The sequence below is a fragment of the Maricaulis sp. MIT060901 genome (assembly GCF_047123815.1).
Classification (GTDB): Bacteria; Pseudomonadota; Alphaproteobacteria; order Caulobacterales; family Maricaulaceae; genus Maricaulis.
In genome coordinates, this window is record NZ_CP138920.1 from 1,200,559 (window position 1) to 1,227,530 (window position 26,972).

27 protein-coding genes and 1 other RNA gene are annotated in these 26,972 nt (G+C 60.7%); 8 read left to right on the plus strand and 20 right to left on the minus strand.

Annotation, left to right across the window (positions count from 1 at the left end):
• Nucleotides 1-2: 2 nt before the first annotated feature.
• Nucleotides 3-581 (minus strand): hypothetical protein, encoded by a 579-nt coding sequence (locus tag SIC17_RS06065; RefSeq protein ID WP_291895086.1) that lies wholly within the window; start codon nt 579-581, stop codon nt 3-5.
• Between the two features lie 154 nt (nt 582-735).
• Here SIC17_RS06065 and SIC17_RS06070 point away from each other — a divergent pair, with 154 nt between their 5' ends.
• The gene (locus SIC17_RS06070) at nt 736-1,587 is read left to right on the plus strand and encodes a pirin family protein (protein WP_412546693.1); all 852 of its coding nucleotides are present in this window, start codon (nt 736-738) and stop codon (nt 1,585-1,587) included.
• Between the two features lie 28 nt (nt 1,588-1,615).
• Nucleotides 1,616-2,590: a glutathione S-transferase family protein gene (locus tag SIC17_RS06075; RefSeq protein ID WP_291895091.1), complete on the plus strand. Its 975-nt coding sequence runs from the start codon at nt 1,616-1,618 to the stop codon at nt 2,588-2,590.
• Here the strand turns inward: SIC17_RS06075 and SIC17_RS06080 are convergent.
• The 4 genes from SIC17_RS06080 to rmuC all read right to left on the minus strand — a co-directional run bounded on the left by SIC17_RS06080 (nt 2,587) and on the right by rmuC (nt 5,436).
• Entirely contained in the window at nt 2,587-2,814 is a 228-nt protein-coding gene (locus tag SIC17_RS06080) for a helix-turn-helix transcriptional regulator (protein ID WP_291895093.1), read from the minus strand. The two genes, SIC17_RS06075 and SIC17_RS06080, sit on opposite strands and share 4 nt — an antisense overlap.
• Complete coding sequence (locus SIC17_RS06085; protein ID WP_291895094.1) at nt 2,811-3,275, minus strand: hypothetical protein; 465 nt, start codon at nt 3,273-3,275, stop codon at nt 2,811-2,813. The genes SIC17_RS06080 and SIC17_RS06085 overlap by 4 nt, the downstream gene beginning before the upstream one ends.
• A gap of 131 nt (nt 3,276-3,406) precedes the next feature.
• Nucleotides 3,407-3,931, minus strand: a complete 525-nt coding sequence (gene def, locus SIC17_RS06090; protein ID WP_291895095.1) for a peptide deformylase — start codon at nt 3,929-3,931, stop codon at nt 3,407-3,409.
• A gap of 62 nt (nt 3,932-3,993) precedes the next feature.
• On the minus strand, nt 3,994-5,436 hold the full coding sequence (gene rmuC, locus SIC17_RS06095; RefSeq protein WP_412546694.1) for a DNA recombination protein RmuC: 1,443 nt from the start codon (nt 5,434-5,436) through the stop codon (nt 3,994-3,996).
• Between the two features lie 143 nt (nt 5,437-5,579).
• Between rmuC and SIC17_RS06100 the strand changes: the two genes are divergently transcribed.
• From SIC17_RS06100 to SIC17_RS06110, 3 genes are all read left to right on the plus strand, one after another.
• Complete coding sequence (locus SIC17_RS06100) at nt 5,580-6,245, plus strand: class I SAM-dependent methyltransferase (protein ID WP_412546695.1); 666 nt, start codon at nt 5,580-5,582, stop codon at nt 6,243-6,245.
• Nucleotides 6,246-6,304: 59 nt separating this feature from the next.
• On the plus strand, nt 6,305-7,423 hold the full coding sequence (locus SIC17_RS06105; RefSeq protein WP_412546696.1) for a GNAT family N-acetyltransferase: 1,119 nt from the start codon (nt 6,305-6,307) through the stop codon (nt 7,421-7,423).
• A 66-nt stretch (nt 7,424-7,489) separates the two neighbouring features.
• Nucleotides 7,490-8,620: a PQQ-dependent sugar dehydrogenase gene (locus tag SIC17_RS06110; protein ID WP_412546697.1), complete on the plus strand. Its 1,131-nt coding sequence runs from the start codon at nt 7,490-7,492 to the stop codon at nt 8,618-8,620.
• On the opposite strand, the gene SIC17_RS06115 is transcribed toward SIC17_RS06110, so the two are convergent.
• From SIC17_RS06115 to SIC17_RS06140, 6 genes are all read right to left on the minus strand, one after another.
• Nucleotides 8,617-9,339 (minus strand): queuosine precursor transporter, encoded by a 723-nt coding sequence (locus tag SIC17_RS06115; RefSeq protein ID WP_412546698.1) that lies wholly within the window; start codon nt 9,337-9,339, stop codon nt 8,617-8,619. The genes SIC17_RS06110 and SIC17_RS06115 overlap by 4 nt on opposite strands.
• A gap of 62 nt (nt 9,340-9,401) precedes the next feature.
• The gene (recR, locus tag SIC17_RS06120) at nt 9,402-10,007 is read right to left on the minus strand and encodes a recombination mediator RecR (protein ID WP_291895106.1); all 606 of its coding nucleotides are present in this window, start codon (nt 10,005-10,007) and stop codon (nt 9,402-9,404) included.
• Between the two features lie 9 nt (nt 10,008-10,016).
• Nucleotides 10,017-10,340 carry a YbaB/EbfC family nucleoid-associated protein gene (locus tag SIC17_RS06125; RefSeq protein ID WP_291895108.1) on the minus strand — a complete coding sequence of 108 codons (324 nt, stop codon included), beginning with the start codon at nt 10,338-10,340 and terminating at the stop codon, nt 10,017-10,019.
• Nucleotides 10,337-12,103 carry a DNA polymerase III subunit gamma/tau gene (locus SIC17_RS06130; RefSeq protein ID WP_291895110.1) on the minus strand — a complete coding sequence of 589 codons (1,767 nt, stop codon included), beginning with the start codon at nt 12,101-12,103 and terminating at the stop codon, nt 10,337-10,339. Before SIC17_RS06130 ends, SIC17_RS06125 begins: the two co-directional genes overlap by 4 nt.
• 31 nt (nt 12,104-12,134) lie before the next feature.
• Nucleotides 12,135-12,233, minus strand: an RNA gene (ffs, locus tag SIC17_RS06135) — signal recognition particle sRNA small type.
• A gap of 44 nt (nt 12,234-12,277) precedes the next feature.
• Complete coding sequence (locus SIC17_RS06140) at nt 12,278-12,505, minus strand: hypothetical protein (protein WP_291895113.1); 228 nt, start codon at nt 12,503-12,505, stop codon at nt 12,278-12,280.
• A gap of 128 nt (nt 12,506-12,633) precedes the next feature.
• Between SIC17_RS06140 and nudC the strand changes: the two genes are divergently transcribed.
• Nucleotides 12,634-13,527 carry an NAD(+) diphosphatase gene (gene nudC / locus SIC17_RS06145; protein ID WP_412546699.1) on the plus strand — a complete coding sequence of 298 codons (894 nt, stop codon included), beginning with the start codon at nt 12,634-12,636 and terminating at the stop codon, nt 13,525-13,527.
• Nucleotides 13,528-13,578: 51 nt separating this feature from the next.
• Here the strand turns inward: nudC and SIC17_RS06150 are convergent, their stop codons facing one another.
• The 4 genes from SIC17_RS06150 to SIC17_RS06165 form a co-directional block, all read right to left on the minus strand.
• On the minus strand, nt 13,579-14,151 hold the full coding sequence (locus tag SIC17_RS06150) for a carboxymuconolactone decarboxylase family protein (protein ID WP_412546700.1): 573 nt from the start codon (nt 14,149-14,151) through the stop codon (nt 13,579-13,581).
• A 299-nt stretch (nt 14,152-14,450) separates the two neighbouring features.
• Nucleotides 14,451-14,960 carry a porin family protein gene (locus SIC17_RS06155; RefSeq protein ID WP_412546701.1) on the minus strand — a complete coding sequence of 170 codons (510 nt, stop codon included), beginning with the start codon at nt 14,958-14,960 and terminating at the stop codon, nt 14,451-14,453.
• Nucleotides 14,961-15,191: 231 nt separating this feature from the next.
• A complete protein-coding gene (locus SIC17_RS06160; RefSeq protein WP_291895121.1) occupies nt 15,192-15,701 on the minus strand; it encodes an outer membrane beta-barrel protein in 510 nt (169 codons plus the stop codon).
• Nucleotides 15,702-15,892: 191 nt separating this feature from the next.
• Nucleotides 15,893-16,405, minus strand: coding sequence for a porin family protein (locus SIC17_RS06165; RefSeq protein ID WP_412546702.1), 513 nt, complete (start codon nt 16,403-16,405; stop codon nt 15,893-15,895).
• A gap of 265 nt (nt 16,406-16,670) precedes the next feature.
• Between SIC17_RS06165 and SIC17_RS06170 the strand changes: the two genes are divergently transcribed.
• Entirely contained in the window at nt 16,671-17,279 is a 609-nt protein-coding gene (locus tag SIC17_RS06170; protein WP_412546703.1) for a c-type cytochrome, read from the plus strand.
• 72 nt (nt 17,280-17,351) lie between these two features.
• Here the strand turns inward: SIC17_RS06170 and SIC17_RS06175 are convergent, their stop codons facing one another.
• Genes SIC17_RS06175 through SIC17_RS06185 form a run of 3 tightly spaced genes read right to left on the minus strand, consistent with a single transcriptional unit; the run spans nt 17,352 to nt 19,932 of the window.
• Entirely contained in the window at nt 17,352-18,197 is an 846-nt protein-coding gene (locus SIC17_RS06175) for an NlpC/P60 family protein (protein WP_412546905.1), read from the minus strand.
• Complete coding sequence (locus tag SIC17_RS06180; protein ID WP_291895127.1) at nt 18,146-18,547, minus strand: MarR family transcriptional regulator; 402 nt, start codon at nt 18,545-18,547, stop codon at nt 18,146-18,148. The genes SIC17_RS06175 and SIC17_RS06180 overlap by 52 nt, the downstream gene beginning before the upstream one ends.
• Before the next feature lie 35 nt (nt 18,548-18,582).
• Entirely contained in the window at nt 18,583-19,932 is a 1,350-nt protein-coding gene (locus SIC17_RS06185; RefSeq protein ID WP_412546704.1) for a leucyl aminopeptidase family protein, read from the minus strand.
• 93 nt (nt 19,933-20,025) lie between these two features.
• On the opposite strand from SIC17_RS06185, the gene SIC17_RS06190 reads away from it, so the two are divergent.
• Nucleotides 20,026-20,823 carry a tetratricopeptide repeat protein gene (locus SIC17_RS06190; RefSeq protein ID WP_412546705.1) on the plus strand — a complete coding sequence of 266 codons (798 nt, stop codon included), beginning with the start codon at nt 20,026-20,028 and terminating at the stop codon, nt 20,821-20,823.
• Nucleotides 20,824-21,337: 514 nt separating this feature from the next.
• Here SIC17_RS06190 and SIC17_RS06195 read toward each other — a convergent pair.
• Nucleotides 21,338-23,233, minus strand: coding sequence for an alpha-amylase family glycosyl hydrolase (locus SIC17_RS06195; protein ID WP_412546706.1), 1,896 nt, complete (start codon nt 23,231-23,233; stop codon nt 21,338-21,340).
• A gap of 336 nt (nt 23,234-23,569) precedes the next feature.
• The gene (locus SIC17_RS06200; RefSeq protein ID WP_412546707.1) at nt 23,570-26,842 is read right to left on the minus strand and encodes a VPS10 domain-containing protein; all 3,273 of its coding nucleotides are present in this window, start codon (nt 26,840-26,842) and stop codon (nt 23,570-23,572) included.
• Nucleotides 26,843-26,972: the final 130 nt, after the last annotated feature.

The following is a 26,972-nucleotide window of genomic DNA, read 5'->3' on the forward strand; positions in this document are numbered from 1 at the left end:
GCTTATTCGCTGCCCCAGGCTGGCGGCGGCAGCTCGACTTCCTCGGTCAGGTCGAACGTGACTTCAAAATGTCGATTGGGGCGGTCCAGCCCGTAGGTGAAAGTCTCGTCCGTGACCTCGATCGACCAGATATTGTCGATGGAGGCGAGATAGCCCTGTTCCTCGAACATCTGACGAGAGAAATCATCGGCCGGAAACTCGGCGCGCAGACCATAGGGTTTCTCGAGCGTGTCGCCACCGTACTGGGACAACGCGTCCTCGGTACCATCCTCATGCCGATGATCGTGCTTGAAGCGCAAACCATGATCGATCTGGGTAATCACGAATGTGCGGCTGTGGTCATCGCCAACATGGAACGGCGCGCGTACCTCGCTCGGCGAACAATCGCGGAAGTGAATGACCAGGCGTTCCGACGCCCAGTCGGCATCACGTGGATCATCACTGGTGATTTCACCTGCAAAAGCCTTGCCGCACAACGCATTCATGCGTGCAATCAGCTCCGCACCCGGCGGAGTTTCAGCAGTACAGGATACAAGCATGCCGGCCGCACACAGTGCGCCCAGACCACGAATAATCAGCATTTTCGCCCTCCCAAGCCCGCATACACTGACGTGAAACAGGCAAAGGTCAACTTACACCAGCACTCCTTCCAGGTTGGAATAAATACATTTCCAGATCACCGGATAGTCTGTGCGCGCCGAGGCGCTATCTGTGTGGAAACGACAGGAGCTTGGTATGACCGATACAGCCAACGCACTCAAATCACGACCGATTGATCATGTTCATCGCGGCATCCCTACGTCCGACGGCGCCGGCGTGAAGCTCACTCGCCTGCTCGGCCATCAGAGCCTGATGCAGCTCGATCCCTTCCTGATGCTCGACTATTTCAGCTCCGACAATGCCGATGACTATATCGCCGGCTTTCCGGAACACCCCCATCGCGGTTTCGAAACTGTCACCATCATGATCGAGGGCAAGATGCGCCATGGTGACAACAAGGGTCACTCCGGGGTCATCGAAAACGGCGGCATCCAGTGGATGACCGCAGGACGCGGCATCGTGCACTCGGAAATCCCTGAGCAGACTGATGGCCGCATGTGGGGATTCCAGCTTTGGGTGAACCTGCCCAGCCATCTCAAGATGACAGATCCGGGCTATCAGGAATTTCCGCGCGAAGAAATCCCGGTTGATGAACGCGATGGCGCCTCTGTCCGGGTTCTGGCAGGCGAGCTGGCCAGCGGCCTTCGCGGTCCGGCACGCAGCGCGGCAATCGATCCGCTTTTGCTCGACATCACCCTGCAGCCTGGTGCCCGTCTCGTTGAGGCAGTGCCCGCCGAGCTGAACGGCTTCATCGCCGTTTATCGTGGCCGGGTGACGGCTGTCGATACCGAAGTCTCCACACCGGCCCTGGCCGTGTTGGGCAAGGGCGATCAGCTCGACCTTGTCGCCGGTCCGGATGGCGCCAGCCTGCTGATCGTTGCCGGCAAGCCGATCGGCGAACCGGTCGCGCGGTACGGCCCCTTCGTCATGAACACCCAGGCGGAACTGCAACAGGCCGTCACCGATTTCCAGGCGGGCCGCTTCTAGCCCCTAGGCAAGTTTCAGGAGAAGAGGCATGGGCCTGCTCGTAGACGGGAAGTGGCAAGACAAATGGTATGACACCAAGGCCTCGAAGGGACGCTTCGTGCGGTCCGAAGCCCAGTTGCGCAACTGGATCACCCCTGACGGGGAAGCCGGGCCAACCGGTCGCGGTGGCTTCCGGGCCGAGCCCGGGCGCTATCATCTTTATGTGTCCTACGCCTGCCCGTGGGCGCACCGGACTCTGATCTACCGTGCCCTGAAGGGGCTCGAGGATATGATCTCTGTCTCGGTTGTACACTGGTTCATGGCCGAGAATGGCTGGACCTTTGCCGAGGACAAGGACGGGATCGTCGGCGATGACCTCTTTGCCAAGAACTTCATGTACGAGGTCTATCTGCAGTCCGAGCCGGACTATTCCGGGCGAGTGACAGTGCCGGTGCTGTGGGACAAACGTACCAACCACATCGTTTCAAACGAGAGTTCGGAAATCATCCGCATGTTCAACTCTGCCTTTGACGGTGTGGGCGCCAGCCCGGGTGACTATTATCCCGCTGACAAACGTGCAGAGATCGATGCCATCAATGCTCGCGTCTACGACACGCTGAACAATGGCGTTTACCGCTCAGGTTTTGCCACGAACCAGGACGCCTATGAAGAGGCCGTCATCCCACTGTTTGAGACGCTCGATTGGCTGGAGGACATTCTCTCCCGCCAGCGCTATCTGACCGGTGACACACCGACCGAAGCGGACTGGCGGACGCTGCCGACACTTCTGCGCTTCGACATGGTCTATTTCGGGCATTTCAAATGCAATCTGCGCCGCATTTCGGACTATCCGAACCTGTGGGCTTATACACGTGACCTGTACCAGACGCCGGGCATCGCTGCTACCTTCAACCCGGACCATGCCAAGGCGCATTATTACGCCAGCCACGACACCATCAATCCCACGCGCATCGTGCCGGCCGGTCCGGTGATCGACTTCATGCAGCCGCACGGGCGGGGCTAGTCCCCGCCAGCGGCCTCCTCTTCCAGGAAGAAAAGCTCATCCACCGAGGCGCCCAGCGCCTCGGCCATTTTCAGAGCGAGAATGGTCGAGGGCACAAAGATCCGGTTCTCTACCGTATTGATCGTCTTGCGTGTCACGCCAACAGCTTCGGCAAGCTGAGCCTGGGTCATGCCCTGCTCGGCTCGCCGTGCCTTGATGCGATTGCCCAGTTCGCTGACCTTCATTCCGCGTCACCGTCATCATCCCCGCCCATGCTGAGCAGGACAAAGGTGATCAGCGGCACGGAAATGCCGACAATCAGCAGAGCCCGGATGGCAATTTCCGCCGAGAACGTCACGAACATGTCCACTGCGAGCAAAGCTGCGATTGCGCCAATCAACGCCATATAGCCGATCCGCAGGGCGATGCGTTTGTGCTGGTCGAACAACTCGTCCTGGAGCACGGACTGGACCTTCGCCTTGGAAACGCGCCCTGCATAGACAAGGAACATGAAGCTTGCGAGGGCCCAGCCGATCGCGCCGATCAGAACAGAGAACACGATGACCAGGTTCGGCTCATCGCCGCCCCACCCGCGCTCGACCACCAGATCCTCGGCCAGCTGCCCACCCTGCCAGACAACAAAGGACAGTGCTGCCAGCGACAGCGTCATATCGCGTTGCCGGATTAGCTTGTTGATCGTGTCCATTACCATACCCTCGTGTAACTCAAACGTTACATGATACGTAAACGTTACATAATGGGTAGTCAAGGTTACATACAGGAAAAACCCGCCGGGCCAGGCCGCGGCGGGTTTTGATGCTCAACTGGATCGTGAGATCAGGCCGCGTCGCGACCCTTTTCCTTCTCGTACTTCCTGACCTTCTGGACCGCGCGCTGACGCTTGAGTCGGGAGAGGTAATCAATGAAGAGAACACCTTCCAGATGATCCATCTCGTGCTGGATACAGGTCGCGAACATGCCTTCCGCGATCTCCTCCACCTCGTTGCCGTCATAATCGAGATAGGTGATCTTGATACGGTCTGGCCGCTCGATTGTCTCGTAGTAACCCGGCACGGAAAGACAGCCCTCGTCATACGGACGCTTCTCACCGGACGGGTCGGACAGCACGGGATTGACGAAGAATTTCGCCTCGGCCTTTTCCTCCGGTCCGGACAGGTCCATCACGATGATGCGCTTTGGCACGCCAACCTGGATCGCGGCAAGGCCGATACCATCGGCCTCGTACATCGTCTCCAGCATGTCATCCATGAGCGCACGGATCTCGTCATCCACCTTGTCGACAGGTTGGGAGATCTCTTTGAGGATCGGGTTCGGGACCGTCAGGATTTCACGAATAGCCATGGACGTTAGATAAGCCTGCAAGCTTAACCGATCAAGAAGATGACGCGGCTGGCGGCGACGGCTCAGGCCGTGTCGTCTTCCAGGCGCGCCGGTTCATGTTCGATTGCCGGCAGGTCGGCTCCGCCCTCAGCGGTTGCAAGCAGTTCGTCCGGCAGGGATTTCTTGGTCTGAGCACCGAGCTTCTTGAGCATTTCCGCCTGGCGGATGACATTGCCGCGACCAGAGACCAGTTTCGATTTTGCCTCGCCCCAGCTCTGGTGCGCACGATCGATCTGTACGCCAACCTTCTCCAGATCCTCCACAAAACCGTTGAACTTGTCATAGAGCGCACCGGCGCGCTCGGCGATAGCGCGGGCATTCTGGTTCTGGCGATCAATCGTCCACAGGTTCTGGACCGTGCGCATGGCCATCATCAGCGTCGTCGGCGTAGCGATCATCACCCCGCGGGAGAAGGCATCACTCGACAGTTCGGTGTCGTTCTGCAGGGCCAGGGACGCCGCGCCCTCCAGGGGAATGAACATCACGGTGAAGTTCACGCCTTCATAGAGGGCATCATAATTCTTCTCGCCCAGCGACTTGATATGGGTGCGCACGGAATTGATGTGCGCCTTCACGGCCGCGCCGCGTTCCGCGTCATCATCGGCATTCACCGCCCGCTCGAAATCCTTGAGCGAGACCTTGGAGTCGATAACCAGACGCTGCTGGCCCGGCATCTCGACGACGACGTCCGGACGCAGGCGACGGCCATCCTCGGTGGACTTGGTCTCCTGGGTGAAAAACTCATGCCCCTCGCGCAGGCCAGCCTGTTCCAGGATACGCGCCAGTACCAGCTCGCCCCAGTCACCCTGGACCTTGGAGGATGAACTCAGCGCCTTGGTCAGGTTCTGCGCCTCTTCGGACATGCGCTTGGCGTCATTGTGCAGGGTCTGCATCACCGCCTCGATCTTGCTGGTCTGGCCAGACCGGGTCTCGGCATCCTTGTTGACCTGGCTTTCCAGCTTGCCGAGCTGTTCCCGCAACGGCGTCAGCAGGCGCTGCAGGCCTTCGGCACCCTGTTTGTTCAACTCCTGCCCGGAACTTTTCAGGATCTCGTTCGCGGTCAGCTTGAACGCCTGGTTCATCTCCTCGCGCGCGGCCTTGAGCTCGGCCAGTCGCGCCTGCTGGTGTTCGCGTTCGGCCTTCTGTTCCGACTGCAATGCGGCAAGCGTTTCCGACAGGCGCAGCTTTTCTTCCTGGACACCGGTCAGACGTTCAACCGCGGCGTCACGTTCGCGCAGCAACTGGGCTTCCAGTTCGCTGACACGCTCGGCGCTGGCTTCACCGGAGGTCTCGGCCGCCACACGGGCTGTTTCAGCGGTGTGAACACGCTCGCGAGTCTCGCTGATCTCACTCTCGAGCGCGGCCAGTTTTGCGCTCGGCCCGCGGCGCGCGAGGACAAAACCCAGACCTGCGCCGGCGAGAAGAGCAGCGGCTGCCGTGGTACCTATCAGGAGAAGCGAATCCATGTCGAACATCCGAATCGTTGAACTGGCCTGACCCTAACACGCCCGACCAGACAAAACCTGTCACCCCACCTGAAAACCCTTGCACACGAACAGCCCAGCGCAGATGCTGGTTTGTCTGATCAGTCTGGCCCAGGGGATCCCGCATGCGCCCACAGGCATTCTACAAATCGGTATTTCACCAGATGGTGCACGAATTCCATCCGCGCAGCATTCTGGACGTGGGTTGTGGATCCGGCCGCTGGGTCCGTGAATTGCGCGAACAGGATATCAACGCGACCGGCATCGACACCTCGCCCTACGCTCATGCCACCAACCCCTTTGTGAAGACCGGACGGGCCAGCGATCTGCCGGTCGAGGACCAGTCCTTCGATCTCGTCTGCAGCGAATTCAGCGCTCATCATTTCCGTGATCTCGCCGGACATCTAAGCGAGGCCTGCCGGGTCGCTACACGTGGCATCGCCATTCTCGACCCCTGGTATGATGACAGCATTCCCTCGCAGCGCTCGGCCCGGGCACTGGATGAATGGATGAAGGCGATCGACCGCGCGGCGGGCGAGAGCCATCACAATTGCTACAGCGCCCAGGACTTCCTTGCGGCCATGCCGGATGATGTCGCTTTCACGCCGCAATTCATCCACTTGCTCAAGCCGGATCCCATCCCGGACGACAAGCTGGACGAGATGATTGATCATCACCGCAAGAAGGCGCAGTCCGACGAGGCTCAGTCTGCCTTGCCACCGGTGCTCGCGCAGATCGAACAGGACGGGATCAGCCAGGATGGCGCAATTATTTTCATAGCCCGTTTCTGAAACGGACAATCCGGCCCCGACTTGCATTCCCCCCCTGCAGGTGAATTGGGAGCCTGTCCGTGCACGTCGAAAACGTATCAATCAAGGACATCACGACCGAGCAGATCGTGCAATGGAACCGCTGGGCGGCTCCGAATGGCACGCTCGCGAGCCCTTACTTCCGGTTCGAGTTCGCGGAAACCGTTTCCTGGGCGCGTGAGGATGTGCGGGTCGGCATTATTCGCGATGGTGAGGAAATCCTCGCCTATTTCCCACACCATATGCCCAAGGACGGGATTGCCCGTCCGATCGGTGCGCCGATGAGCGACTACCAGGGTGTGATTGCTGGCGATTATTCCCGCCTCTCGCTGGATCTGGTCGCAAAGGCTGCCGGCTGTTCCGCCCTGGTCTATGACAACTGGTACTGTCCGATGGGTGGCCATCCGGGTGGTCTGCGTGAACGCGATGGTTCCGTGATCGCCGATCTGGGCGAAGGCGCGGACAGCTATTTCGCGCAGCGCAAGACGGCCTTCAAGGACCATTTCAAGAAATCTGCCCGCCGGCAGCGTGCTGCAGAGCGCGATTTCGGCCCGGTCCGTGTAGAGCTGGGCGATGCGTCGGGCGAAGCCTTTGCCGCGCTGGTGGACTGGAAGCGTCGCCAATACACCGAAACCGGCAAGCTGGATGTGATGGGCATTCCCTGGGTGCGCCGTGTGCTGGACGATCTGCGTCGCCGCGAAGGCCAGGAATTTTCCGGCCTGACGGCCTCACTCTGGTTCGGTGATCGCCTGGCCGCCGTCGAGTTCGGACTGGTGGGCGCGGACATCTATCACTCCTGGTTCCCGGCCTATGATCCGGACCTTGCCAAATACTCGCCCGGCCTCCTGCTGCTGCACGGCCTGTTCGAACAGGCACAGGATCGTGGGCTGCAACGCATCGATCTGGGTCGCGGTGGCGCGCACTACAAGAAGTATTATGCCAGTTACGAAGTCGCACTGGACAGCGGTCGCTTCCTGCGCCCGGGGTTGGCAGCACTGGGCATTCGGGGATGGGAATACGCAGAGACAGCGGCCTCGATACTGCCGAGCAAGATCGCGCAGGTCCCCTGCCGCGCACGGCGTCGCTGGGCCCAGATCAGTGCATTTGAAACACAATTCTCATCACGAATTAACTCCTTCGCGAGCGCGTTCAGCCTTTAGGCCATTGCCCCCTTTTCTCTCTTGCAAAGCAGACCTATTTTCTGGTCAGCATCCAGGGAGTTTTTCATGCGCATCGCCACTGCTTGTCTCGTTCTGGCCACTCTCGGCACCCAGGCTCATGCCCAGCCGGTTCTGGTCGAATCCGAAGTTGCAGATTTTTCGGTCGTTGAAGTCGCGACTGGTCTGGAATTCCCCTGGTCCATCGCACCGCTGGACGCGGGCAATCTCCTGGTGACCGAGCGCGAAGGCCGGCTCAACCATGTCAATGTCACCTCCGGTGAAGTCACCGCGATCCGTGGCCTGCCGGATGATATCCTGGTCAGCGGACAGGGCGGTTTGTTGGGCGTCGCGATCCACCCGGATTTTGACCAGAACCGCCTCGTCTATTTTGCCTATTCAAAAGGGACCGAACGCGCCAACCGCACCTCGCTGGCCCGCGGCCGCCTGTCCGAGGACATGAGCACGCTGGAAGCGGTCGAGACCATCTTCGATGTGAATTTCGATAAACGGCGCGGTTATCATTTCGGCGGCCGGGTCCAGTTTATGGACGATCTGTCCGTGCTGCTGACCACGGGTGATGGCTACATGCACATGAATGAGTCCCAGAACCTGGAGAACCACATCGGTACGATCGTGCGCGTCAATGATGATGGCAGCGTACCCTTCGACAATCCGTTCGCGACGACGGCCGCAGCCCAGCCCGAGATTTACTCCTACGGCCACCGCAATGTGCAGGGCATCGCCATCCACCCGGAAACCCGCCGCGCCTGGGCGCATGAACACGGGCCGCGCGGCGGTGACGAGATCAATATCATCCGACCGGGCGACAATTACGGCTGGCCGCTGGTCACCTACGGCATCGACTATGATGGTTCGATTATCTCCGAGGAGAGCGAAGGCCCTGGCTTTACAAGCCCGGTCTGGCAATGGACGCCATCACTCGCACCGTCCGGCATGGCCTTCTATTCCGGCGATCAATTCCCGGGCTGGGAAGGCGATCTGCTGGTAGCGACACTCGCTGGTTCCACACTGCTTCGCTACGAGGTCGACAATGACTCTGTGCTGACTGAGGAACGCATGCTGTCGGACCTGGGACAGCGTCTCCGCGATGTGGCCATAGGCGTCGACGGTTATGTCTATCTGGCCGTTGATGATCTGGACGGGCGCATCCTGCGACTGGAACCAGTGGTCAACTAGCCGCGGAAATCGAACAGCTTGCGATCCGTCGCTATGTTCCGGAGCAGGTAGACAACGGGTGTGTCCAGAAAGGCCACCGAGACCTTCACCAGGACCTGACCAAGAACGATACTGGCCACGGCGGCCAAGGGCATGGTTCCGCCGAACGCGACCGTGACGAACACGATCGAGTTGAGGACCTGCGAGACAGTCGTGGAAATGTTATTGCGCAGCCAAAGGCGGTTCTTGCCTTTCTCGCGATGCTTGAGGTGATGGAAGATAAAGACATCTGACAGGGCACTCAGGCCAAAGGCCACAACACCGGCCAGATTGATCCGCATCGACGCCCCCAGCACGCTTTCAAACGCGGCATCGCGTTCCGGCGCCCAGCTATCGGCGATGCCTATAAAGGGAAAGACATCCTCCCCGCCCAGTGCGTAGCCGATCAGGATGAACATCACAAAGCGCATGACGAGGCCTGCATAGACCGTCATCAGGGCGAATGACCTGCCCCAGACTTCCGAGATAACATCCGTCGCCAGATAGGTCAGGCCGAAGGCAACCGAGCCCGCCGGGACCAGCACGACAAGGGGGCCGAAATGGAAGCTCTGGATCTTAACGGCGGTGATCGCGGCCAGGACCAGGGAGACCATGAACAGGCCGATGCAGAAGAAGAGTACGAAGTCCTTGCGATTGACGGCAAGTTCCCGCGTCGTCTTTGGATCGAGAGGATTGCTCACGCGGGGCCTCACTCAGCGCCGAAACTTCGAGTTGAGAACTAACGTGATTCCTATCGGATGATTCAGACCGTGGACCGGCTCTTGAAAGCGGCTGCGAGTGTGCCGTCGTCCAGATAGTCCAGTTCGCCGCCTACAGGCACGCCTCGCGCCAGCGACGTCACCTGGACACCGGCAGCGTCCAGCCGATCTGCCAGGTAGTGCGCGGTAGTCTGCCCGTCGACGGTCGCATTGAGCGCCAGCACGATTTCGGTGACTTCGGAACGCTCGGCGCGTTCGATCAGCTTGGCGATATTGAGATCTTCCGGGCGCACACCGTCCAGCGCCGACAACACGCCACCCAGCACATGGTACCGTCCCTTGAAAGCGCCAGCCCGCTCCAGCGCCCACAGATCGCCGACTGTCTCGACCACACAGATTGCGTTTTCGGCTCGATTGGGGGCCGAACAGACCGCACAGGGATCGCTGACATCCATGTTTCCACATTCACTGCAGGCCGAGATCTTGTCCGCGGCGTCGGCCAGCGCGTCGGCCAACGGACGCATCAACGCATCCCGGCGCCCCAGCAAGTGCAGGGCCGCGCGCCGCGCGGAACGCGGGCCCAGGCCTGGCATTTTGGACAGGAGATTGATCAGTCGCTCGATCTCGGGACCGGCTGAGGCAGTACGCATGGGTAATTCCTAGAACGGCAGGGACATGCCCGGTGGCAATTGCAGCCCGGCGGTCGCGTCCTGCATGAGCTCTTTCTGCTTGTCTTCCGCCTTGCGGCGCGCCTCGTTATGGGCCGCCAGAACCAGGTCTTCCAGTATTTCAGGCTCGGACGGATCAATCATGGTCGGATCAATGCGCAGGGCCTTCATATCGCCCTTGGCCGTCAGCGTGACCGCGACCATGCCGCCGCCCGCCTCACCCGTGACAAGGGCCTCGTCGAGCGCAGCCTGGGCCTCAGCCATCTTCTCTTGCATGGCCTGAGCCTGTTTCATCAGTCCCATCAGGTCTTTCACGCTCGGTTCTCCGTACTTTCAATCTGTTCGGCATCATCGCCGGATTCGACCGGTTTCGGATCCCGGATTTTCACCAGTTCCGCACCCGGGAAAAGTTCCATCGCCTCAACGACCGCCGGATCGCGATGCGCCGCATCTACCCGTTCCTGCTTGAGACGAAGCTTGCGCTCGGCCCAGGTCTCTCCGCCCTCCTGCCCAGGGTCTGCGAGAATGGCCCAGCGATCACCCGTCCACTCCAGCAAACGTTTGGCCAGCCGCTGGGCGAGATCGGTGGGCGCTTCTTCGACGGGCTGGAAGGTGAAGGCACAGGCTTGCACAGCGACCGGACGGACAAATCGCTCCACGTCAGACTGCAGCCCGATATCGCGCTTGGCCTGAAGCAGGGCGATCAATTCCTCGAAATCATGCGGACCGTTTCCGGCAGATGGTTCCGAAGCGACCGGGCTTGCCTGGGCGACCGGTTGGGATGGCGCCGGTCTCGCCTCAGGCTTTCCCGGCGCCTCCGGCGGCACCGTGGCGGGCGGTGTCGACGCCAGCAATCGCGCGGCATCCTCCGGCGGGGGCAACATCGCGGCAGAGATCAGACGCAACAGCGTCATCTCGGCAGCAGACAATGCATCGGGAGCCTGGCGAATATCATCCAGCGCCGTCAGCAGAATGCGCCAATATCGCGTCAGCTGGCCCAGCGTCATGCGTTCGGACAGGTTTGCGAGACGCTCGATCGTCTCGGCGGCCTCGCCCAGGTCCGCGGATTTGCCAACGGCCTTCACCCGGGAAAGCGAGTGCACATAGTCCAGCAGATCGCGCGTGATGACGATCGGATCGCCACCGGCATCATACAGCGAGGCCAGCTCGTCGAGCGCGTCCGATGTGCGCCCGCTCAGCGCATGTTCCAGCAGATCCAGCACGCGAGCTCGGTCTGCCAGACCGAGCATGTTGCGAACATCCTCGGCACCGACCGGCGCATCCTGGTCACCGCCCTGGACTATGGCCTGGTCCAGCAGGGAGAGCGCGTCACGCACCGAGCCTTCGGCCGCGCGGGCGATCAGCGAGAGACCGTCGCGATCGACCGAAGCATGCTCCAGACCGCAGATACGATCGAGATGATCGGTGAGAACCTCGCGATCAATACGCTTGAGGTCAAAACGCTGGCAGCGCGACAACACAGTCACCGGCACCTTGCGGATCTCGGTCGTCGCAAAGATGAACTTGGCGTGCGAAGGCGGTTCTTCCAGCGTCTTAAGCAGGGCGTTGAAGGCGGAGGTCGACAGCATGTGGACCTCGTCGATGATGTAGACCTTGTAGCGGCCCGACACCGGCGCGTAACGCACACCTTCCAGGATCTCGCGGATATCGCCGACACCCGTGCGCGAGGCGGCGTCCATTTCCATCACATCGACATGAGCCGAGCGCGCAATGGCATCGCAATGCACACCGCGCTGCTTGAGCTCCATGTGCGGAGCGTCGATCTCGTCCGTCGTGTAGTTCAAGGCCCGTGCGATCAGACGCGCCGTGGTGGTCTTGCCCACCCCGCGCACCCCGGTCAGCATATAGGCGTGAGCGATCCGGCCCGCCGCAAACGCATTGGTGAGCGTACGAACCATGGCCTCCTGGCCTATCAGGTCCTCGAATGTGTCGGGTCGGTACTTGCGTGCCAGCACCTGATAGCTGGCATCAGCCTCTGCCGCAGGCAGGTCGAGCCCCGGCATGAGCGCTTCCTCCGCCGCTCCGGCGTCGTCATTCTGGAGCAGCGTATCGTCCATGCGATCTCTTGGGCTGGAGGAACGAATTAGAGGTGGAAGACCGGACAGCGACCCGAACGGAAACTCGTTACGGCTGCTTCCTTCCGGACCTGACCGGGTTGGCGAGGCGCTCGTCCACCGCCGATCTTCCACCCCCTATATCGCGCGCCAGAGCCTGGACCGCAAGGGGCTGCATCACTGATGACTGACCGGGAGGGCTTCACTCGCTGCAGCCGCGCCTCGCAGGAAGGCCTCATGATCATCCAGCAGCTCGACGAGACCCGTCTCATCGCCCGTCGCCAGCAGCAATTCACGCCAATAGGCCAGGACATTGATCTGGGTTGCCAACCAATCGCGAACGGCGTGTTCGGTCCGGGTCGCGGCGGGGGTCATGTTCGGGCAGGAATAGTTCGCGATGTTCATCTGTCACCTCCAGCACCAGATTGTTGCGACTCATTCTCAAAAGCAAGATCTTTCTTGCCGGTCCGGTGAAAGCAATGGTGGAAAATCTCGCTGCTCCACCCCACATTGCGCCCGAACGAGGAGATGCCATGAACGACCGATCCCTGCTTGGAAGTGCCGGAGGCATGGTTTTCGCCGGCTCCCCGCTCGACCGTTGCGAAGTCCTGCGCCGGGACGAGGTCTTGCTGGCGGCTGAAGCCGAGAAACCGGAGGCGCGTATTCTTCACCTCCACCAGGGAGATCCCGAAGTCGATGATGACGGGCTGATCTGGCACCCGCTCGATCATGCGGCCAAACAGGATCCGGGCCGGATTTTCCTCGGCCAGCTGAACGGCCAACCCCTGTTTGCCCTGCCGGGTCCGATGAGCGGGCAACACATTCCTGCCCGCGCGGCAGCCATGCAAATCCCGCATCAAGACGCGGCGATCTACGCGCAGGCGAAATCCGTGCTGGACTGGCATTACCGGCATCAATTCTGTGCACGCTGTGGAAGTCCGACGAACATGGCAGCGGGCGGCGCAAAACGCGTTTGCCCCTCCTGCGAGACCGAGCATTTCCCGCGTGTGGACCCCGTCGTCATCATGCTGGCCCAGCATGAGGACCAGGTCCTGCTCGGCCGGCAAGCTAGCTGGCCGCCGGGTGTCTGGTCTGCCCTGGCAGGTTTTGTTGAGCCGGCCGAGACGCTGGAAGAAGCCTGTGCCCGGGAACTCTCGGAAGAGGCGGGCCTGGCTGTCGATATTGCCGCGACGCGCTATATCCTGTGCCAGCCCTGGCCTTTCCCCTCCTCATTGATGGTTGGCCTGCTGGCCCCGGCAACAAGCCCGGATCTGTCTGTCGATACCGAGGAGCTGGAAGCGGCGCGCTGGTTCAGCCGCGCCGATGTCATCGCCATGCTTGACGGCAAACACCCGCACGCAGCCCTGCCGCCGTCCATCGCCATCGCGCGGCGACTTGTGGAGCTGTGGGCAGCGGAGAAGATCTAGCCCAACAAAAAGGGGCCGACGAACCGGCCCCTGAGGCGGAGGGAGGAGGAACTAGTCTGCGTGCTGCAGGATCGGCTTGGACCATTTCATGGCCTCGAACGCGTCATCCAGCTTCGTTTCCGCGATATGGTTGGTGTAGTTGGATAGCGTCTTCAGTGTCACGCCCGTGACCACGTCGAGAATATTGGCCTTGGTAAAGCCGGCCTCCATGAAGGGCTCGACATCGGAGTTCTCCACCAGGCCGCGCTGGCGCACGACAGCGATGGTGAAACGGCGCAGCGCCTCCAGGCGCATGTCTTCCTCGATTTCACGGCCTTCGCGGATGGCCAGAAGGATCTCCCGATCCAGTCCCACGCTCAGCGACACAGTCGAGTGTGCAGCCATGCAGTAATCACAGTTGTTCTCGTAGCTGGTCGTCAGCAGGACAACCTGTTGCTCGATCGGCGTCAGGCTGGTCTGGCCGTAGACCGCCGACAGGGTGGTGTAGGCTTCAAGCGCGGACGGGGAGGCCGCAAGCTCACCCATTAGATTCGGGATGAAGCCGTATTTGGACTTCACCGAACGCAGTGTTGCCTTGGCTTCTGCCGGCGCGTTGGTGTCGTCGAAGATGGTGAATTTGGTCAAGTTTTCGCCCTTTCCTGTATCAACAAGCGGATAATCCGCCTGAACGAGGCGCCGGGGTGGCGCACGGGCTCAGGGGGGATACCGCGTCGGCAGGGCGAACAGCCATTGCCGAACTTAACGGCAACTCACTCAGGCTACGCTTTTGCGGGGCAGGTTGTTTGGGAGGGAAGGCCAACATGTTCCGCTACGCAACCATAACACAACCACAACCCGGCTCCGAGTCCTCCAGCAAATGAAAAAGAAAACCGGAGCCCCCGCATGAGGAGAGCTCCGGTCGATAACACGTATGACCTGAAGGCCTAGCCGCCAAACCGGCGAACATAGGTCAGACCCAGCACGTTCGCGCTGTCGTCATAGTCGATATAAGTATAGTCCAGACGGATGGAGTTGCGATCGTCAAAATCGAACTCGGCACCCACGCCCGCGGCCAGCGCGCCGTCGTCACCGGACGCATTGAACCCGGCCAGATTAGCCTCGACTTCCGAGTGGTAGTAACCGACGCGGCCAAAGACATTGAAACCGTCAGTCCCGGTGCGGGCGACAGCAAAGGCGCCAACCCCGTAATTGAACTCGACATTCACCGGTGTGTTGGCAATCGTGACGGTGTCATCATCGAAACCGAAATTCAGCTGTCCTTCGACGCCGAAATTCTCGTTGAAGAAATAGCCGCCGCGCAGAACGATGGTATCGAAGTCTGCGGTCTCGAAATCAAACCGCTCGTAACCACCGGAGAAGTTGAACTCCTGGGCAGAGGACGACGCGGAAAGTGCCAGCAGGGCAGCGCTGGCGGCAAAAAGGGTACGCAACATGTTTAGCTACTCGCCTGTGTAAGAAAGTCCCTCGCTCTTACCCGGCCAATCTGACGACTAATCCTCTGCATCGCAACGGCTTTTCGGTTCATCTGCATTACGTTTCCGCTAGGTAGATGAGCGCTGGATGAACACGCTCCCCGCAAACGCGAAATGCCTGGGCGACCACCTGCGCAAACAAAAAAAGCGGCCCCGACGGGACCGCCCTTTCCAGACCGGATGGTCAAACGCTTAGCCACCGAGGCGGCGAACGTAGGAAATGCCAAAAATGCTGACGCTGTCGTCAAAGTCGGCATAGGTGTAGTCGAGGCGCACGCCATTGCGCTCGTCGAGATACCACTCGGCGGCAACGCCAGCAGCCAGCGCGCCATCATCTTCGCTTTCGGAAAAGCCAGCAACATCAGCTTCGATGTCAGTATGGACATAGCCGAGACGTCCGAGCAGGTTGAAACCTTCGCCACCGGTGCGCGCAACTGCAAAAACGCCAGCACCCCAGTTCTGCGACACGTCAACATCGGTGCCGAGGAAACGCACGGTGTCGTCACCAACACCGATATTCAGCTGGCCTTCAACGCCAAAAGTCTCATTGAAGAAGTGAGCACCGCGGAAGGCAACAGAGTCCAGCGACAGACCGTCAAAGTCGGCACGCTCGACACCCACAGATATAGTGCTGTCCTGAGCAAAGGCACCAGCAGACAGGGCTACAACAGCTGCTGACGCAGCAACAATAGAACGAAGCATTAGTTTTCTCGCAACTTACTAGATAAACGGGCACTCATCCCCCGAGTGCTGGGCGGAACCTGCCCGCGCGCTTGCGTGTGCGCAATGCTTTTCCGGCAGGCTGATCACTTTACCAACTATTAGTTGCAAATATACTACAGGCCACACCCAACTGGGTACGGCCTGCAGGTACGCGTACAAATGAATTCGGCCTAGCCGCCGAAACGACGAACGTAGGAAATACCGTAGAAATTCGCGCTGTCTTCATAGTCCGCCCAGGTGTAGTCGAAACGTACGCCATTGCGATCATCAAAGAAGAACTCGGCACCAACGCCAGCTGCAAAAGCTCCGTCATCTTCAGACACGGTGATGCCGGCGGCATCTGCTTCCAGCTCGGCGTGGACATAACCCAGACGGCCGAAAAGGTTCAGGCCCTCATTGGTGTAGAGATTGGCAAAAGCGAATGCGCTAACGCCATAATCGAGGCTGATATCAGCGGTCACAACACCGAAATCGATAGATTCGTCATTGACGCCGAAATTCAGCTGGCCTTCCGCACCGAAGCGCTCGTTGAACATGTAACGGCCACGCAGAACGACAGTATCAAACTCGACGCCGTCGAAGTCGGCGCGGTCATAGCCGCCGGAGAAGGTGAAGTCCTGCGCCTGGGAAACCGACGCGAAAGAGAGTGCAGCCAGAGACGCTGCTACGATTGAACGTACCATTGGTAATTACCTGTTATTTCGAAACATTCACGGCAGCTTGGGGGGAGGTGCGCCGCCGAATGACGGGTATTTGGGATAGACCGCGAGCAGGTGCAAGAGGGCCACTGCGAAAATTCTGCAGTTGCGTTCTCAAGCCCATGACACCGGCCGAATTCAGGGCGCGGCTACATAACGCATGCAGTTGAACGCGCTAGCCTGTTGCTTCCCTGCTCAGTGCATGTCAAACACGGGCAAATTTCAGCTGTCTAATCAATTGGGGGCGTCCATGGGCGATCTCTTCTGGAACAAGGTTGCGGGCGTACTGATCGGCGGTGTGCTGATCGTTATCGTAATCAAGGAACTCGGCCACATTCTCATCCCGTCGCACGCGGTAACGCTCGACGAGGAACACGTCGCCTATCCGGTCGACTGGGCGGCCATTGGAGGCGAAGGCGGCGGCGAAGCTGTTGTCGAGGAATCCGGCCCGGTCGATTACGGCCTGCTGCTGGCCGCCGCAGACCTGACCAATGGCGAACGCCAGTTCCGCCGCTGTGCCGGTTGCCATACGATTGAAGAAGGTGGCGCGTCTGTTCAAGGCCCGAACCTCTACGACATCGTGGGCAACGCCGTTGCCGCAAGAGCCGGCTTCTCCTACTCCGGCGCCCTGCCGGCCGGTGAGTGGAGCTATGAGAACCTCAATCTCTTCATCGAGAACCCGCGCGGTTACGCGCCGGGCACGGCGATGAACTTCAATGGCCTCGGCAATGAGGGACATCGTATCGACCTGATCGCCTATCTGCGCGCTCAGTCGAACAACCCGCAGCCGCTGCCGGCCCCGCTGCCCGCAGAAGCGCCTGCTGAAGACGCCGCAGCCGAAGAGGCTGGCGAGGAGTAGCACTCCCCGCACCCTGTTCAAAAAGAACCCCGCTGGAAACAGCGGGGTTTTTTCTTGGCCGGGTTTTACGATCTAGCGCGGCAGGCGCACTATGGTCCGCACCGGGTTTTCGGCTTCGCGAATGCGACGCTCGGCTTCTGCGAAAGGCTCCAGTGTCACATCCATGGTGAAGGCATTGGCGTGCAGCAAATGCTCACTGTCGGTCAGGATACCGACGTGGCCGGACCAGAAGACAATATCACCTCGTACCCGCTCGACATCGGCGGTCACGTCGTCCCACATCTCCTTGAGAGCGGCTTCCTGCTGGTCGGCATCACGCGGCACGTCGATACCGGCAGCCATGAGCGCCATCTGCACTAGGCCGGAGCAGTCCAGCCCCAGGCTCTCCTTGCCGCCCCACAGATAGGGCGCGCCCAGATGGGCTTCCGCCACGGCGACAAAATCTCCGGCAAACTCGGTGAGAGGCGCTGTATGTTCAGTCGTGACCCAGCCGGCACCTCGAGCTTCAACGAACCGGCCTTCGACCACGCCTGCCGCGAAACGGGCATTCAGGTTCAATAGCGCGATTGGTGGTTTCTTGAAATTCGGTTCGGGAAAAAGATAGGTGCGCAGGGCTGTGATCTTGTGATCGGCCTTGAGCGTTTCACCGCTCAGCGCGCCGGCCTCGACCCAGCCGACATATCCATCTGCCCGGGAAAATCCCCAGCACCAGCCTTCACGCTCTTCCAGGACCGCAAAGTCCTCACCGTAGAGCACCTGGTCGTCCATTCCGGCAGTGGCAGACGCATCACGGCGAATGGCAGCAGAGGGGAGAATGCAGCGGTGGTCAACCGGGTCGACATAGCGTTCGGCACTCACCCGGTCTTTCAGGAAACTTGCAGCGAGATCGGATCTGGCGGGCGTAAGGCGGCGATCCATTTCAGACACTTGACGCTCTCCTCCGCGTGGCTGGCGACGTTCTCGCCATAATCGTACAGGAAGACCGCCCCTTTGACAGTGCGGTGGACAGAGACATCCCGCTTGTCGTCACGATCCCGTTTGCGGCGGACAAAACCGTGCCCCTCCAACACATCAAGCGCGCGGGTAACAGCGGGTTTGGGCAAATCGAGACGGGTGGAGAGCTCGCGGATTGAATCCGCTTCCGATCGCATGAAAACAGACAGCAGAACAGCAAACTGGCGCGATGACAGGTCCACATCGCCAGTCCGGACAACTTCCGAACTGACGCGATGCAGTGTCTCCAGCGATGTCATGGCCGCTGAAGCCATGCGCCTACTCCCGTGAACAACCCTGTTCGTTTGGGTCAGTCTACGAAACGGTCCTTGAGCATTTGGTAAACGGCGCGTGTCGCCTGGATCTCGCCGCCCTTGGGGCGCCCCGGACGGGGTTTGGGATTCCACGCGAAAATGTCGAAATGCACCCATTTTGTCGTATCGACAAAATTGCGCAGGAAAAGCGCGGCAGTGATGGAGCCGGCAAAACCGCTGCCATCGGAATTGACCAGGTCGGAAATCTCGCCGTCCAGATAACGATCATACCCGTCCCACAGCGGCATGCGCCACAGCGGGTCATCAACCGTCTTGCCAGCGTCGGACAACGCCGCGGCCAGGTCTTCATCATCGGTATAGAAGGGCATGACTTCCGGACCGAGCGCTACGCGTGCAGCACCGGTCAGCGTTGCGAAATCAATGACCAGCTCCGGCTCGTCCTCACAAGCGCGGGTCAGCGCGTCACCCAGCACAAGGCGACCTTCGGCATCTGTATTGTCGATCTCGACCTTGAGCCCCTTGCGCGAGGCGATGATATCGCCTGGACGGAAAGCACCGGCGGAGACAGCATTCTCGACAGCCGGGACCAGCAGATGCAAACGCACCGGCAGGTCCGTCGCCATGATCATGTGCGCAAGGCCCATGGCATTGGCGCCGCCCCCCATATCCTTCTTCATCAGGCGCATGAATTTCGCCGCCTTGAGGTCGAGACCACCACTGTCGAAACACACACCCTTGCCGATCACCGAGACACGCGGATGGTCGGGATTGCCCCATTCCAGTTCCAGCAGGCGCGGCGCCTCGCCGGCCGCCCGGCCCACAGCGTGGATCATCGGATAATTCTGCTCGACGAGAGCATCGCCCTCGGTCACGCGCACCTGGGCATCGAACTGCCCGGCCAGATCGCGGAACGCCTGTTCCAGCCCGACCGGACCCATGTCCTGGGCCGGTGTGTTGACCAGGTTTCGCGTCAGTTCAGACGCATCCGCAATGGCGCAGACCGTCTCCGCATCGGCCTCGGACGGCAGGACCAGGTGCGCCGGCTCACGGTCGGCCGGCTTGTAGGTGGTGAACTTGTAGGCACCCAGACACCAGGCCACAGCGGCCAGTTCCGCATCCCACCCCTCCGGCAGGTATTCGATACGCCATTCACCTACCGGAAGTGACAGGGCGGCGGCACCCAGCGCGAACTCGCTCTTGCCATCACCGATACCAAACAGGGCTGCAACCTCCCCGCCCGGCAGCATGACAATTTCGCCTGGTTTTCCCTTGAAACGCTCGGCCACCGCTTCAGCGCCCAGCGCCGCGACGACCTCATCGCGATCCGCCTTGCTGACCAGGCGCAAGACACGGGCGTTTTCGGATTCGAGTGAGATGGCTGGCATGGCGTCCTCCCGGCCGGCATTTCGAAACAAGTTAACCCATTCTTGACCGGAGCGCGGCAAGTTCAAGTCGAACACTCAGCTAAAGGTGAGAAGATGCGCGCCGCCCTCGTGACATGCCTTGTATCCGTAACCGCCCTGGCCGGTTGTGCGACGACGACGGCGCCGACCGAACAGGAACTGGCCCTGCGTGCTGAACTCGACGCCACCTCGATCGTTCCGGCCACCCGTGCAGAGCGTGATGCCATTAGCAGCCAGGACCTGCTGACCCAGGCCGCCTTCTGGGCCGAGGCCTATGAGCTCAACCCGTCCGATCGCGAGGCCTCGCTGGAACTGGCCAATGTACTGCGCCATATCGGCAATCCAGTGCGTTCAGCAGAAGTCTCCCGCCAAGCGCTGGCGCTCTATCCCGATGACAGCGAACTGCTCATTGCCTACGGCACGGCCATGGCTGCCAGCGGACGCGGTGCCGCCGCCATCGAACCGCTGACCCGCGCCAGCCAGGCCAATCCGACCGACTGGCGTACGCTGAACGTGCTGGGCGTTGCACTGGAACAGGCCGGTCAGAGCGACCGGGCTCAAACCACCCTGCGCGAAGCCATGCGTTACGCCCCCAGCGAACCCTCCGTCATGTCCAACCTGGCGATGTCCTACGCACTCTCCGGTGAGGCGGGAACAGCCGAGCGCCTGTTGCGCGAAGCCATGATCCGCCCGGGTGCCGATTCCACCGTTCGCCAGAACCTCGCGCTCGTGATGGCCCTCCAGGGGCGTTTCGACGAAGCGGAGGAAATGGCCCGCGTGGATGTGTCCCCGGAGATGGCGGAAGCCAACATGGCTTATATCCGCTCCATGCTGACCAGCCAGCGTCGCTATGATGCCGTCGCCGGCCGCTAGGGCTGGCAGGGCTGAAATACGGGTAACGCCCGAGCACCGAAAGCACTGATCAACTCATCCTCGAGCTTGATGGGCGAAGGGGAGCATTGCTTATCCTCCCCCTCGGGGAGGTGTCCCGAAGGGACGGAGGGGCCGGAGCGCGTAACGCGTAGGTATAGTGCTCACTGGCGTTCGCACCCCCTTCGACCTCGCCTTCGCCGCTGGCTTCGGCGAGCCCACTTCCCCGCGAGCGGGGAAGATATCCACAGCGCTCGATCCTCCCCCATAATCATCCCACCTTCCCGAGGCGGGACGTTTCTAGACCGTTCCGGAATGTGGGGAGGTGTGATGTCCTGGCCATTCTGGACATTGGCTGACACGTCATCGTCGGAGACGTGCGGCCGGTCAGGTCATTGCGTGCAGGGCGGTCTTTTCGGGACCACCCCACACCAACACCTATCGAGCCTTCCCGGTCCCCGGACCGCCCTGCACTCCCGTCATCACTCCAGCGCCTGGGCGCGTGGAGATTTTGGTGCTAGCGCACAGCGCGGCAGACGACAAAACCATGGGCCGGGATGTCCAGCGCGAATGTGCCAACAGCAGCAGAGCTTGTCCCGCATTCGCCCCACAAGGCTTCCCAACGTGTATTGCGGCCATCAACCTCGACATTGAGTTGACGTGCGACGTTCTCGGCATTGAAGGCAATCAGCACTTCATCCCCGGAGGCTTCATCAATGCGCGAAATCACCAGGACACTTTCCTCGTTTCCGGCATAGCGGGTCAGAAGACGTCCGCGGCGGATCACCTCATTGGACTGGCGGATCTCCGCCATGCGCGCGATCGCCTGGTAGAGCGGATGACCGGTATCGAAATTATCGCCTGCCGTCGTGGCATCGGTGCCAACCAGATCATTGTCGTTATAGCTCTCGACTACGCTCGGGAACATGTTCTCACGCGCGGCACGGTCATTGCCATCGGAGATGAAACCCTGCTCGTCGCCATAATAGATAGTGGGCACACCACGCGAGAACATCATCAGGCCATGGGCCAGGACCAGGCGGTCGAGCAGCTCGGCATCGGAAATGTCGGGATGAGCATTGCGGATGAACATCGACATGCGGCCCATGTCGTGATTGCCGAGGAAGGTTGGCAGGATCGCTGCTGTCGCCTCGCCACCCGGGTAGACGTGATCGATGTTGAACAATTCCTGAAAGCGCATGCCCGGCTCTGCACCGGTAACGAAGTCCTGGGCTGTGCCCTGGAAGGCAAAGTCCAGGAAGGCCGGCAAACGCGCCTGGGTGATGTAACGCGCCAGCTGACCCGGATCGCCTTCATATACCTCACCAAAGACATGGAAGTGCTCGATGCCCTCGGCCCGGGCATGGGCCATGATCTCCGGCGTGAACTCGGCCCAGAATTCCGGACGCACATGCTTGGCGGTGTCGATGCGATAGCCATCAATGCGGAAGTCGGTGATCCAGGACTTGTAGATATCGATCATGCCGCGCACGACGGTCGGGTGCTCGGTATTGAGATCGTCCAGCCCGGCAAAATCACCGTAAAGCTCGCTCTCGCCGAACCAGAAACTCTCGCCGCGATTGTGGTAAAGCGTCATGTCATTGAGCCAGGGCGGGTTGCGCTCGCCGTCGACGCCCTCGGGGATGTAGGGCGTATAGGCAAAATCGGGACGCGTCAGATTGGCGAAATTCTCCGGCGTCAGATGTACCGGGTCGTCGCCCAGGAAGCCGTCATTGATCGGCTCGCCATCGGGACCACCCACCGTGGTGAACGGATAATCTGCGCGGCGGCGATAGGGGCATTGGCCGTCCGGATCGATATAGAGCTCGGACGTCGGGTCATGGCATTCGCGATAGGCGATCACGTCCGCGGTGTGATTGGTGATGATGTCCATATAGACCCGCATGCCCCGGGCATGCGCAGCCTCGACAAAGGCGCGAAACTCCTCGCGCTCGCCCAGATGCGCGTCGGGACGCAGGAAATCGGTGATCCAATAGCCATGATAGGCGGACGAGGCCCAGTCGCCCTCGCCCTGAACCGCGCGGTTCTGGAAGATCGGTGTCAGCCAGATCGCCGTCGCACCCAGACCCTGAATATAGTCGAGCCGCTGGGTCAGGCCGGCGATATCGCCGCCATGATAAAAGCCCGGATCGGTGGGGTCATAACCATGATCAAGACGCTCGCCCTCAAGACCGCCCAGATCATTGGCTGTATCACCATTTTCAAACCGGTCCGGCATGACGAAATAGATGATCTCATCGCGCGGCTGGCGCTCGACAGCGGCTGCGGACGCATCCACCTGCTCACGCGCCTGCCCTTCGCCTGCATCAATGCCCTGCGCCGACGGACTACAGCCAACCAGCCAGCTCGCCGCCGTGGCCAGAAGCAGGACCTTAGGGAAGTTAACAGGCATGAAAGAGACCCCTATTTCGCATTTTTTGTATGTTATTGCCTTCGTTTATATTTGCCTAGATACTCCAAGGGAGCATCTTTTTGCAATTTTTTGCAACTGCCCCGCAAATATCCATTTGGCCCGCGGACATCAATGCCTCAGCGCTGCCGAGCGCCAGCCGATGGAGAATTCGGTACGCTAGCGACCGGCTCAGGAACAAGATGGATAGATGTGAAGAGCAAAAACCGGCGGCGGCATCTCAGGTCAATCCTGACGACAGCGGCGCTCTGGTACGGACGGGGAAAGTGCCCAGCGGGAACGTATCCGGGGCCGCATCGCGGCCCCGGATCAATCAGCCTACCACGGCGGCAGGGTGCGGTTCGGTGTCCAGGGGGCACCGGCTTCGCCAAGCGCCGTCTCGAAGGCCGGAATGGCTTCCTCGGTCAGTGCACTCAGACGAGCCCGCAAGCCCTCGAACTCCTCCTCGGCCATGCCCAGCTGGGAAGAGTGAGCCGGAGACGGGCCATAAGTCGCGTTGGACGTGCCCAGTTGGGCAAAGGACAGGCGAGAGCCGACCGTGGACGGTTCGGCGCCGTAACGACCATTTCTCGACTGGTTACCGCCCATGGCTTCCTGGATAGCGAACAGCTCCTGGCGCAGGCCCTCGAGTTGATCATCCAGTGCACCCGGAGCTGTGCGCGAGCGATGCAGGGCAGACTGCAGAACCGCCAGGCGGGTCTGGGTCTGGCCGATCGTCGCATTGGCTGCGGACAACTGGTGCTGCATCTCGGCAAGACGCTCCCAGAAGGCCACGACCTCGTCATCCGGGGAGCCCGGCAGGGCACCCTCAGTCAGACGAACCACCTCAATGCTCTGGCGGTCACCGATGCTGACCGTCTCACCATTGTGCTGACGCACCAGTTCGACGGAATAGGTGCCCGGCGCGACCAGGTATCCGGATGTGGAACTGTCCGGCGTGTCTGGCTGGGTGACAGCGGACCTGCTCGGATAGGTCAGATCCCAAGCCACACGGTGGAAGCCGGCCGTAACCGGTCCCGGCAGACGGCGAACGACATTGTCATTGCTGTCCCGGATCACCAGCCACATGCGCGGCGGCGCCTCACGGCGTTCCGCCTCGACCACATCAAAGCCCGGGAAAGGTGTATCCTCGCCCGCATCATTGGCCGGAGCCTCGGCTTCCTGGCGGATTTCCTCGGCCGTCTGCAGGCCTTCGTGCATGTAATAGGTGATCGTGGCGCCAAAGGCCGGGTTCTCGGCCTGGAAATAGCCATCGCCCTGATAACCCCGGGTGTCGAAGCCCAGCTCATGCTGCTGCTGGTACCACCAGGCCCGGCGGACCGGGAAGAGACGCGTCTCGGTCTCCAGCATTTCCTCGGTCACCTCACGCAAGGCGGAAATGTCATCCAGCACGTAGATGGACCGCCCGAACGTACCGACAACAAGGTCATCTTCACGCTCGTGGATCAGCAGGTCACGCGCCGGGATCGGCGGCATGCCGGCCGTCATCTGGGTCCAGTTATCGCCACCGTCGATGGTGAAATAGACGCCAAAATCGGTACCGATGAACAACAGGTTCGGGTTCTCGTGATCCTGCACGATCCGCCAGACCTGCTGGTCTTCCGGCAGGCCATTGGTGATCATGCGCCAGCTGCGACCGTAATTGTCCGAGCGCATCAGGTATGGCGCGAAATCACCTTCCTTGTGATTGTCCATCGCCATGTAGACCGTACCGGCCTCGAAACGGGACGGCTCGAAATCATTGATGAAGGCCCGATCCGGAACACCGCGCAGGCTGCCCGCACGTGTCTCGGTCCAGCTCGCACCACCATCCGTGGAGACCTGGATCAGACCATCATCAGTACCGGCGTAGAGCACATTCTCGTCGACCGGCGATTCCGCCAGCGCACTGATCGTGTTGTATACGGACATCGCATAGAGGTCCCAGCCCGCATCCCAGGACCACTGACGACCCATGATCGGCAGTTGCATGCGATCCTCATCGCGCGTCAGATCGCCTGACAGAGCTGTCCAGGTGTCGCCCCGGTCATCGGACCGCCAGACACGCTGGGACGCGTGATAAAGCCGCGTCGGCTCGTGCGAGGAGACGACAATCGGCGCATCCCAGTTGAACCGCTCGGCCGGTTCGCCCGGCTGAGGCTGGGCGCGGATATAGATCAGTTCGCCGGTGGACCGGTCGAAACGTACCAGATTGCCCTGCTGCCAGCTGGAATAGGCGATGTCGGGATTACCCGGCTCCACATCCGGCTCGTGGCCATCACCGAACAGCGTCACTTCCCAGTCGGAATTGCGGATGCCGTGACGGCTGTCCGTGCGCGACGGGCCTACCTGGGTGTTGTTGTCCTGGGTACCGCCATAGACGTTGTAGAACGGCTCGGCATCATCCAGCGCAATGTCATAGAACTGCGTAATCGGCAGGTTGGAGATAAAGCGCCAGGTCGCATCACCGTCCAGCGTCTCGTACAGACCACCATCGGAACCGACCAGCATGAAATCCGGGTCGGTGGGATGGAAGGCGATCGCATGATCGTCGACGTGTTTGTTCTCATTGTTGATGTCACGGAAACTCGCGCCACCATCGCTGGAAATCTGCGTCGTGTTGGAAACCAGGATGATACGGTCGAAATGGTGCGGGTGAGCGTAGAGCTCCATGTAGTAGTGCGGTCCCGTACCCCCGGAGACCGTGTCGGACATCAGCGTCCAGCTTTCACCGCGATTGGTGGAGCGATAGACACCGCCCTCGCGGCGGTTTTCCTCGATCGCGGCGTAGAGTACGTCCGGATTTTGCGGGGAGATGGCGAGGCCGATCTTGCCCATGTTCCCGGCTGGCAAACCCGCAGTCACTTCGCGCCAGGTTTCACCACCATCATCGGAGACATGCAAGCCGCTTTCCGGGCCAGCCCCCATATACGCGGCGACCGTACGGTGACGCTGCCAGGTTGCGGCGACCAGGCGGTCAGGATTGCGCGGATCCATGACGATGTCGGTGACACCGGTCCACTGACCTGCGGACAGGACCAGGTTCCAGCTTTCGCCACCATCGGTGGACTTGTAGAGACCACGCTCACCGCCCGACGACCACAGCGGCCCCTGGGACGCGACCCAGATGGTGTTCGGATCTTCCGGGTGAACGATGATCTCGGAAATGTGCTCGGAGGATTCCAGGCCGAGATGTTCCCAGCTGCTGCCACCATCGCGGGAGCGGTAGATACCATTGCCGTAACCGACATGGCGGCCGCCATGGTTTTCGCCGGTACCGACCCAGATCGTGTGCGGATTGGACGGATCGACCGTCACCGTACCAATGGAATAGACACCCTGACCATCAAACAGCGACGTCCAGGTCGTTCCCGCATTGTCCGTGCGCCAGACACCACCGGAACCGACGCCGACAATCCAGGTCGACGGGTCATCCTCCATGATCTCGATATCGCCGATACGGCCGGACATGAAGGCCGGGCCGATGCTGCGGAACTCAAAGCCACTGAACGTGCCCGAATTCACGACCCCTGCATCGGTATCGTCCTCCTGCTGCGCACACGCTGCCTGTGGCAGGGTGCACATGAGGACGGCACATAGAATACCTCGCATGGTTCACTCCCCAATTGATTGAATCGGGGGGACCTTAGCAACCCGAAGGGAAAATGAAAGGCTGGGGTTATAGTATCACAGAAATCTGAACATCTAGGCAGCTCAAAGCCTTGACCCGATTGGATCCATC

Bases quoted from the DNA above. Each gene is read 5' to 3' on its own strand.
- SIC17_RS06185 (WP_412546704.1), bottom strand. From the start codon at position 19,932: ATGCCAGCCATCTCACTCGAATCCGAAAACGCCCGTGTCTTGCGCCTG.
- SIC17_RS06190 (WP_412546705.1), top strand. From the start codon at position 20,026: ATGCGCGCCGCCCTCGTGACATGCCTTGTATCCGTAACCGCCCTGGCC.
- SIC17_RS06075 (WP_291895091.1), top strand. From the start codon at position 1,616: ATGGGCCTGCTCGTAGACGGGAAGTGGCAAGACAAATGGTATGACACC.
- SIC17_RS06180 (WP_291895127.1), bottom strand. From the start codon at position 18,547: ATGGCTTCAGCGGCCATGACATCGCTGGAGACACTGCATCGCGTCAGT.
- SIC17_RS06080 (WP_291895093.1), bottom strand. From the start codon at position 2,814: ATGAAGGTCAGCGAACTGGGCAATCGCATCAAGGCACGGCGAGCCGAG.
- SIC17_RS06155 (WP_412546701.1), bottom strand. From the start codon at position 14,960: ATGTTGCGTACCCTTTTTGCCGCCAGCGCTGCCCTGCTGGCACTTTCC.
- SIC17_RS06085 (WP_291895094.1), bottom strand. From the start codon at position 3,275: ATGGACACGATCAACAAGCTAATCCGGCAACGCGATATGACGCTGTCG.
- SIC17_RS06165 (WP_412546702.1), bottom strand. From the start codon at position 16,405: ATGGTACGTTCAATCGTAGCAGCGTCTCTGGCTGCACTCTCTTTCGCG.
- SIC17_RS06200 (WP_412546707.1), bottom strand. From the start codon at position 26,842: ATGCGAGGTATTCTATGTGCCGTCCTCATGTGCACCCTGCCACAGGCA.
- recR (WP_291895106.1), bottom strand. From the start codon at position 10,007: ATGCGTACTGCCTCAGCCGGTCCCGAGATCGAGCGACTGATCAATCTC.
- SIC17_RS06140 (WP_291895113.1), bottom strand. From the start codon at position 12,505: ATGAACATCGCGAACTATTCCTGCCCGAACATGACCCCCGCCGCGACC.
- rmuC (WP_412546694.1), bottom strand. From the start codon at position 5,436: ATGGATTCGCTTCTCCTGATAGGTACCACGGCAGCCGCTGCTCTTCTC.
- SIC17_RS06175 (WP_412546905.1), bottom strand. From the start codon at position 18,197: ATGGATCGCCGCCTTACGCCCGCCAGATCCGATCTCGCTGCAAGTTTC.
- def (WP_291895095.1), bottom strand. From the start codon at position 3,931: ATGGCTATTCGTGAAATCCTGACGGTCCCGAACCCGATCCTCAAAGAG.
- SIC17_RS06110 (WP_412546697.1), top strand. From the start codon at position 7,490: ATGCGCATCGCCACTGCTTGTCTCGTTCTGGCCACTCTCGGCACCCAG.
- SIC17_RS06160 (WP_291895121.1), bottom strand. From the start codon at position 15,701: ATGCTTCGTTCTATTGTTGCTGCGTCAGCAGCTGTTGTAGCCCTGTCT.
- nudC (WP_412546699.1), top strand. From the start codon at position 12,634: ATGAACGACCGATCCCTGCTTGGAAGTGCCGGAGGCATGGTTTTCGCC.
- SIC17_RS06170 (WP_412546703.1), top strand. From the start codon at position 16,671: ATGGGCGATCTCTTCTGGAACAAGGTTGCGGGCGTACTGATCGGCGGT.
- SIC17_RS06070 (WP_412546693.1), top strand. From the start codon at position 736: ATGACCGATACAGCCAACGCACTCAAATCACGACCGATTGATCATGTT.
- SIC17_RS06100 (WP_412546695.1), top strand. From the start codon at position 5,580: ATGCGCCCACAGGCATTCTACAAATCGGTATTTCACCAGATGGTGCAC.
- SIC17_RS06065 (WP_291895086.1), bottom strand. From the start codon at position 581: ATGCTGATTATTCGTGGTCTGGGCGCACTGTGTGCGGCCGGCATGCTT.
- SIC17_RS06130 (WP_291895110.1), bottom strand. From the start codon at position 12,103: ATGGACGATACGCTGCTCCAGAATGACGACGCCGGAGCGGCGGAGGAA.
- SIC17_RS06195 (WP_412546706.1), bottom strand. From the start codon at position 23,233: ATGCCTGTTAACTTCCCTAAGGTCCTGCTTCTGGCCACGGCGGCGAGC.